Source organism: Pseudorhodobacter sp. W20_MBD10_FR17, assembly GCF_052119765.1.
Taxonomy (GTDB): Bacteria; Pseudomonadota; Alphaproteobacteria; order Rhodobacterales; family Rhodobacteraceae; genus Pseudorhodobacter.
This window is the reverse complement of sequence record NZ_JBGQOQ010000072.1, coordinates 1-6,894: the sequence shown is the minus strand read 5'-3', so window position 1 is coordinate 6,894 and position 6,894 is coordinate 1. Positions and strand designations below refer to the sequence as shown.

Sequence of the window (6,894 nt, the reverse complement as noted above, 5' to 3'; positions counted from 1 at the left end):
GGACGTGTTCGCCTTACGGCGATTGTAGGCAATCGCCTACCGGCCAACGGACTACATCAAGTTTTTCTACAATCCACAGCGCAAACACGTTAGGAACGGGATGCTGTCACCGATCGACTTCGAACAACAGCAGAAACTGAAGCTGCAAGGTGTCTAGGAAACTAGGGGCTATTCACTTTGTAGAGAACAGGGAGAGGACTAAGAAGGGGGAGGTGGTTCTTTATTGAGGGGCAGCACCTCTTCATTGACGCCTTCTTGAGGCCTCTCCACCTTCACTACTTATACCTATTCCCCAAGGGGTATGGAGAAGAGTCATCGGTTCCATCAGCTGGGGAAACAAGCAGCCCATTCTTGGGCTTGTCATCCAAATACTGCAGCAGGTGATTGGGGCAACCTCTGGGGCAGTCCAAAAATCGCGCAGTCGGTAAAGTATTGAAAAGGTTTAATCTAAAATCACCTAAGGTGATTGGCTGGGGCGGTAGGATTCGAACCTACGGTACACGGTACCAAAAACCGATGCCTTACCACTTGGCCACGCCCCAACTTGAGGCGGTGTTTAGCGAAGCCTGCCGTGGGCTGCAAGGGGCTTTTGACGAAAAAATGACAACTAATTTTCGGGCGGTGAATTGCGGCGTTGCAGGCTTGGGATTCTAGCCTTATCAGCAAGGCTATGCAGGTAGATGTAGCAATCATTGGGGCAGGGGCGGCGGGCATGTTTTGTGCGGCCGAAGCGGCACGGCGTGGCAAAAGCGTGCTGTTGATCGAGTCTGGCGCGGCCCCCGGCGAAAAGATTCGCATTTCTGGTGGGGGGCGCTGCAATTTCACGAATCTCGGAATCAGTGCCGACCGTTATTTGTCACAAAACCCGCGCTTTGCGCTTTCGGCGCTAAAACGCTTTACCCAATGGGATTTTATTGCGCGCGTCGATGCCGCAGGAATCGCGTGGCATGAAAAGACCTTGGGGCAACTCTTTTGCGATGGCTCGGCCAAGCAAATCATCGCCATGCTGACCAAAGACCTTGAAAATACTGCCGTAAAGCTATGGCTAAAAACCGAAATATCAGACGTTGCCAAGGAACAAAGTGGATTTTCCCTCACAACATCAAGGGGAACGGTTCGGGCCCAAAAACTCGTCATCGCCTGTGGCGGCAAATCTATACCAAAAATGGGCGCTTCAGGCTTTGGCTATAGAATCGCCGAGCAATTTGGCCTGCCACTGGTTGAGACGCGGCCCGGATTGGTGCCGCTTACCTTTGCCGAGCAAGAGCTGGAGCCGCTAAAGCCGCTTGCCGGTGTCTCGGTGACTGGCTCGGTCACCACAGGCAAGACCCGCTTTGACGAGGCGCTTTTGTTCACCCATCGCGGGCTTTCGGGGCCTGCGGTGCTGCAAGTCTCGTCTTATTGGCGCGAGGGAGATACAATCTCCGTGAACCTTGCAGGCCAGGCCGATGCTGCAGCCCATTTGCGCGACATGCGCGGGCAGGCCGGCCGGATTGCGCTGCGCACCGCTTTGGCGCAAATTCTGCCCGAGCGGCTGGCGCGCTATGTTGAAACCAGCAGCGGAATTTCCGGCAATCTGGCCGACCAGTCGAATGCCTCGCTGGACCGTATCGCAAGCCTTGTGCATGATTGGCAGATGCGGCCCGTGGGCACCGAAGGCTATCGCACAGCCGAGGTGACCTTGGGCGGTGTTGACACCAACGTGCTTGATGCCCGGACGATGGAGGCAAAATCTGTGCCGGGGCTTCATTTTATAGGTGAGGTTGTTGATGTAACCGGTTGGTTGGGTGGGTATAATTTTCAATGGGCATGGTCATCAGGCTGGGCTGCGGGGCAAGCGGTCTGAGGAACTTCTTCACCATGCCACCAGTTGCGCTTGATCTCGCTGTGGATTGTAAACCGATCTCTACCAAGCGTTTTGGCAATCTAAATCTTCGTCGCTTTCGCCTGAAGCATCGTTGCTAATGATGCAATCCAAAATGGAATGTGCCCGGCGACATATGTTGCAACCAAGTTGAACTGTCCCCAGTTGTGCAAAGTTGAAATGTCCCACTTGGTGGTGTTTGAGCAGGGCAGTTCAGGGCGGAGACCTCATATATCGCAGCCCTGAACTGCCCTGCGGGCGTGGTTATTCGGCAGCGTGTGTGGGGGTTATACTGGCCTTGCCTTTAGCGCGGCGCGCCAGTTTTGAGTTCCAGCCGTCGTTCCGTTTACCAGTTGGCTGATAGCGTGTCGCTTGCTTGCCAGCCCGGCGCTTTTGGGGAGCCGCTTTGTCCTGTTCAGCGTAACCGCTCCGTTGGGCTTTCAATTACCCACAAGTTTTTATGGGGTTCCCCTCGTTTGCAACGATGAAGCCTTCGGTAAGGTCGGCCAATCTGGAAAACCCACGCCATATGACTGTGGTGCCGGGCGGGGGGTCACTTTTGCGATCTAGATACCCGCCCAGACGGGCGGTAGCCGTCATATAGAAGGCAAGATCGCGTGGATCACCTTGCCGGTTTGGGGGCATTGCCCGATCCAGAATGACGCGCTCGACTTCAGTAAATACGGCGGCGGGCGAAGCAGCTGGACTCTGTCGGCGCAGTATAGTCAACCATGAGACACGCCAAGCGACAACGCAGCAAAGCGCGATACAGTTGGCAAGCCTATCCGCTGTTGTCAGCCGGAAATTTTCAATACGGCATCCGGACTTCAGAGTTTTGAAAAAAGTCTCGATGGTCCAGCGCCGTGCGTACCAATTGAGTTTATGCACCGCATCGGCGTGATTTTCGACCGGCAGGTTTGTAATCAATTTCCAGAAAACAGGAGCGCGATTTTCCGGAGGATCCAGCTCTTCCGCATGTATTATTTGCAAGGTCTGATGTTGATATTTCTTCTGTTTACCAATCGGAGGGCGAACAGTCATGGATGCATGCTTGAGCGCCAGCACAGCGCGTTGCTCCATCCCCGCGACATCACGGAACCTGATCTCATGCGTGCCGCTGGACTGAACCTTTGCCATCACTTGTGCAATGGTTGTGGCCCCGTCTTCGGCGAGGCGGTCGACGCAGCTTCGCACCAGAAAATTGGTGCCCAAGTCCTGCGCCAGGCAATAAAGCTCGTAGATATCGCTCTCCCGGTCACCAATATGGACACAGCGCTCAGGGGCCCCCGTCAGCTTAGTGGAAAGACGTAAATTGTCGAGCCAGCGCATGCTCTCTTTGTGTTCGATTGGAACCCGGGTGGGATTGATCCTGCGTTTAAGCGCGGTAGTGCCCTTAAATTTGCTCCGTGACCAAAACTTCGCGGCCGTCAGGCCAAGCGGCAACCCGTCCGGTGTGACCGCCAAGCTTGCATGCATCAGCAGCCCGCAGATCGCGTGCTTTTGGTGGCGCCCTTCCTCCATCTTCCGGCCGGTCGATATATGTGTAAACCCAATCTTCTCTGGTGCAGCACGCTTAAAGGTGAACTCCGTCGTGTCCTGCAAGATCAGGATTGGCCCATCAGTTGCTTGAATACGCAAGGCTGAGGCGTTGAAGTGGCCCTCAAGGATCTTGTCCTCGCTGACATTCTCATTGGCAAAGAAGCGGTAAGCGGCCTTGGTGTTTGCCCAATCCTGAAACGCCGTAGGCAGTGAACTTCCCGGGCGTTCGCCGAGTGCCTCCAACATCGCCCCAAGCCGGCGGTTAAGTCGAGCATCACCCAAGTCACATTCTGATATCTCGTCGGCCACCCAGTTTTGTCCCATGCTCGCACCAAAAATATTGAAGGTGCCAGAAAACGAATCACGTCCAATTCCGTCCGGTCAAGGAAAAATACACGGGGACGAAAACTTGTGGGTAACTTCAAGTCCGTTGGGACCGCCTGCCTGATTTCCGGATGATTTGCTAAGAGACGTGTTTAACGACGTCGTTAGCGACGTGTCTTATGCGGGGTCTGCGATGCGTGGTGAAATTCTTGGGTTGGAGCGGCGACGCTTCTGGCGTGATGAGGACAAGCTCGAGATCATCACATCGGTAGGAATTAGCAGGGCAACGGTGACTCAGGTGGCGCAGCGCCACGAGGTGACCCGTCAGCAGATTTACAAATGGCGGCACGAGCTGAAGAAGAAGGGTCTTTGGTCGTCTGAGGCTGGGGCGCTCTTTTTTCCGGTAGATATTCCGGTCACGGCTGGGGTTCCGCAGCTACATGTCCCCGAAGCGCCTCCACCGACTGCAGTTGAATTGCGTCTGCGGGGTGGTCGCAGTTTGCTCTTTGACAGCACAATGGATCCGGTTTTGCTGACGGCTCTAATTCGCTCGGTGGAAGTGGCATGATCGGTCCGGGCACCGGTGTTCGTGTGTATCTGGCCTGCGGTGTGACGGACATGCGCAAAGGGATCGCGGGGTTGGCGGTTTTGGCGCAGGATGTCCTGCATCAGAAACCCGCCAGTGGCGCAGTGTTTGCATTCCGGGGGCGACGCGGTGATCCATTGCCCGTCAACACATGTTTACATGTGTGAGAGGGGGATCAAGCTGCTGTATTGGGATGGCCAGGGGTTCTGCCTCTATTACAAGGTGCTTGAGCGTGGCCGTTTCCCTTGGCCAAACGCCAAGGATGGAGCCGTGCGGATGACCTCTGCGCAACTCGCTATGCTCTGGGCCCCTCTCGCGCATGCAGGCATGCGCTGCCGGGCAGCGGGGGATCGACTGGCGGCGTCCGGATTGGGGGGCTCCACCCGCCCGCGCCGGGTGATTTTATGCCCGTATTTGTGTTATTTATATGGTGCTTTCGCCTAGTTTTTGGTAATCAGGCGCATGTCGAAATTCGCCGAAACCTTGCCCCCTCTCGGGCCATTGCTGTGCAATGCCCTGCCGGGCAACGGATAATCCCGCCACATTGAAGGCGATGATCGCGGCTTTGCAGGCGGAAAACGCAAAGATATCGGCCACGCTGCGCGTCCATGATCAACTGGTTCAGGCCCTGCGCCTGCGGATTGCCAAGTTGCAGAAACTGGCCTTCGGCAAGTCTTCGGAAAAGATCGAACGCGAGATTGAACAGCTGGAACTGGCGCTGGAAGACCTGTTGGTCGCCGTGGCCGAAGACGATAGCGCTCCCATTGACGAAGGGTCGAATGAACCGATCCCAGAGGCTGCCGATGCGCCCGTTTTGCGCCGTCGGCCACGCGTCTCGGATGTGACCCCTCGCGAGCGCCGTGAGCTTGATCCTGGCACCTGCTGCCCCGACTGTGGCGGTGATCTGCGCGTGGTCGGTGAAGATGTCAGCGAGCTTCTCGATATGATCGCGGCGCAGATGAAGGTGATCCAGATTGCCCGGATCAAGAAGTCTTGCCGCCGCTGCGAGCGGATGGTGCAAGAGCCCGCACCAAGTCGTCCAATCCCGGGCAGCATGGCGGGGCCAAACCTGCTTGCGCATGTGCTGGTCTCGAAGTTCGACGATCACCTCCCGCTCTATCGCCAACACGAGATCTTCGCCCGCATGGGGGCCGATATTCCCGAAACCACTCTCGTGGGTTGGTGCGGCCGGGCCATGAAAACACTGTCGCCGCTGATTGAACGGATTGAGGCCGACATCATGGCCAGTGATCTCCTCCATGCAGATGATACGCCGATCCGGGTGCTGGATCGCTCAAGGCGTGACAAGGGGCTTGGCAAAGGGGTCAAGCAGGGCCGGATCTGGGCCTATGTGCGTGACCCATTGGCTGGCAGGGCATGTTTACATGCGCGAGAAGCAACGTCCTTGGGCGGGGGCCGCACCACCCGGTGCTGTCTATCGGTTCGCACCGGACTGGAAGGAAGAGCACGTTCTCAGCCATCTGGCCAACGCCCGCGGTATCCTGCAAGCGGATGGCTACAAGGGCTACGCCAAGCTTTACGAGCCTGGTGCCGATGGCGTGCTGCGTTTACGTGAAGCGGCCTGTTGGGCTCACCTGCGCCGAGACTTCCACGATTTTTGGGCGTCGACCAAGTCCGAGATCGCCCGCGAGGCGCTCGACCGGATCGGTAAGTTCTACGATATTGAATGCGACATCACCGGTCATCCCGCTGACGTCCGTTATGCGACGCGTCAAAATCTTAGCAGACCAAAGGTTGAGGCCTTTTTTGCTTGGTCCGAACAACAGCTCCTGCGCATCCCGGGTAAAAGCGACCTGGCCAAAGCATTCCGCTATGGGCTGAGCCGTCGGGACGCATTCAGCCTGTTCCTGACGGACGGTCGGGTCGCCATCGACAACAACCCGGCCGAACGCGCCCTGCGCCCCATTGGAATCGGCAGGAAAAATTGGCTATTTGCAGGGGCCGATACCGGTGCGGAAACCCTCGCGCGCGCTATGACCATCATTGAAACCGCCAAGCTGAATGGCCTTGACCCGCAGGCCTTTCTCGCCGACATCCTCGACCGTATCTACGATCACAAGATCAACCGGCTGGATGAACTTCTGCCGTGGAATTGGGTGCCGCTGGCCGCTGCCCATTCACAGGCCGCCTGATGGCTGCGGTGACCCATGTCTGCAGCATCGACTACGTCGCCAAAATGTTGGGCGAAGATGCCGAACTTCTTGAAGCGATCATCTACAACGACGACAACCTGACCTATGGAAATATCGTCAGCGTTTACGTCGGACCCGACGAAACAATCACCGCACTCACCGATGAAGGGATTGAAGAGCTGACGGACATGATCCGCGCCGCTCGTATCACCAACAAAACCTGGCATGAGTTCCTTGATGACTTCGTGGATGACACCGATCTCGCGGCGCGCATCAAAGCTAAATCGCCGCGGTAATAATGGAGCGGTTACGGATGAACTGCCACCGTGGAATTGGGTGCCGCTGGCCGCGGCCCATTCACAGGCCGCCTGATGGCTGCGGTGACCCATGTCTGCAGCATTGACTACGTCGCCAAAATGTTGGGCGAG

The 6,894-nt window shown here is 56.7% G+C and carries 6 protein-coding genes, 1 tRNA gene and 2 pseudogenes; 7 read left to right on the top strand and 2 right to left on the bottom strand.

Annotated elements, in window-relative coordinates; translation table 11 throughout:
- Positions 1-49: 49 nt before the first annotated feature.
- Positions 50-157: pseudogene (locus ACEN2J_RS20205) on the top strand (hypothetical protein); the annotation flags it as partial.
- Between the two features lie 310 nt (positions 158-467).
- On the opposite strand, the gene ACEN2J_RS20200 reads toward ACEN2J_RS20205, so the two are convergent.
- Positions 468-542 (bottom strand) — tRNA-Gln (locus ACEN2J_RS20200).
- 128 nt (positions 543-670) lie between these two features.
- Here ACEN2J_RS20200 and ACEN2J_RS20195 point away from each other — a divergent pair.
- Entirely contained in the window at positions 671-1,846 is a 1,176-nt protein-coding gene (locus ACEN2J_RS20195; protein WP_442108482.1) for an NAD(P)/FAD-dependent oxidoreductase, read from the top strand.
- Positions 1,847-2,308: 462 nt separating this feature from the next.
- On the opposite strand, the gene ACEN2J_RS20190 is transcribed toward ACEN2J_RS20195, so the two are convergent.
- Complete coding sequence (locus ACEN2J_RS20190; RefSeq protein WP_442108480.1) at positions 2,309-3,727, bottom strand: IS4 family transposase; 1,419 nt, start codon at positions 3,725-3,727, stop codon at positions 2,309-2,311.
- Between the two features lie 193 nt (positions 3,728-3,920).
- On the opposite strand from ACEN2J_RS20190, the gene tnpA reads away from it, so the two are divergent.
- The 5 genes and pseudogenes from tnpA to ACEN2J_RS20165 all read left to right on the top strand — a co-directional run bounded on the left by tnpA (position 3,921) and on the right by ACEN2J_RS20165 (position 6,762).
- The gene (gene tnpA, locus ACEN2J_RS20185) at positions 3,921-4,295 is read left to right on the top strand and encodes an IS66-like element accessory protein TnpA (protein ID WP_442108478.1); all 375 of its coding nucleotides are present in this window, start codon (positions 3,921-3,923) and stop codon (positions 4,293-4,295) included.
- Positions 4,292-4,480 carry an IS66 family insertion sequence element accessory protein TnpB gene (gene tnpB, locus ACEN2J_RS20180; RefSeq protein ID WP_442108476.1) on the top strand — a complete coding sequence of 63 codons (189 nt, stop codon included), beginning with the start codon at positions 4,292-4,294 and terminating at the stop codon, positions 4,478-4,480. The genes tnpA and tnpB (ACEN2J_RS20180) overlap by 4 nt, the downstream gene beginning before the upstream one ends.
- The gene (tnpB, locus tag ACEN2J_RS20175; RefSeq protein WP_442108474.1) at positions 4,473-4,757 is read left to right on the top strand and encodes an IS66 family insertion sequence element accessory protein TnpB; all 285 of its coding nucleotides are present in this window, start codon (positions 4,473-4,475) and stop codon (positions 4,755-4,757) included. Before tnpB (ACEN2J_RS20180) ends, tnpB (ACEN2J_RS20175) begins: the two co-directional genes overlap by 8 nt.
- A 67-nt stretch (positions 4,758-4,824) precedes the next feature.
- Positions 4,825-6,466, top strand: a pseudogene (gene tnpC, locus ACEN2J_RS20170) (IS66 family transposase).
- Positions 6,466-6,762: a hypothetical protein gene (locus ACEN2J_RS20165; RefSeq protein WP_442108472.1), complete on the top strand. Its 297-nt coding sequence runs from the start codon at positions 6,466-6,468 to the stop codon at positions 6,760-6,762. The pseudogene tnpC and the gene ACEN2J_RS20165 overlap by 1 nt, the downstream one beginning before the upstream one ends.
- Positions 6,763-6,894: the final 132 nt, after the last annotated feature.

Excerpts from the sequence above, each read along its gene's own strand:
- ACEN2J_RS20165 (WP_442108472.1), top strand. The coding sequence starts at position 6,466 with ATGGCTGCGGTGACCCATGTCTGCAGCATCGACTACGTCGCCAAAATG.
- ACEN2J_RS20190 (WP_442108480.1), bottom strand. The coding sequence starts at position 3,727 with ATGGGACAAAACTGGGTGGCCGACGAGATATCAGAATGTGACTTGGGT.
- ACEN2J_RS20195 (WP_442108482.1), top strand. The coding sequence starts at position 671 with ATGCAGGTAGATGTAGCAATCATTGGGGCAGGGGCGGCGGGCATGTTT.
- tnpA (WP_442108478.1), top strand. The coding sequence starts at position 3,921 with ATGCGTGGTGAAATTCTTGGGTTGGAGCGGCGACGCTTCTGGCGTGAT.
- tnpB (WP_442108474.1), top strand. The coding sequence starts at position 4,473 with ATGTGTGAGAGGGGGATCAAGCTGCTGTATTGGGATGGCCAGGGGTTC.
- tnpB (WP_442108476.1), top strand. The coding sequence starts at position 4,292 with ATGATCGGTCCGGGCACCGGTGTTCGTGTGTATCTGGCCTGCGGTGTG.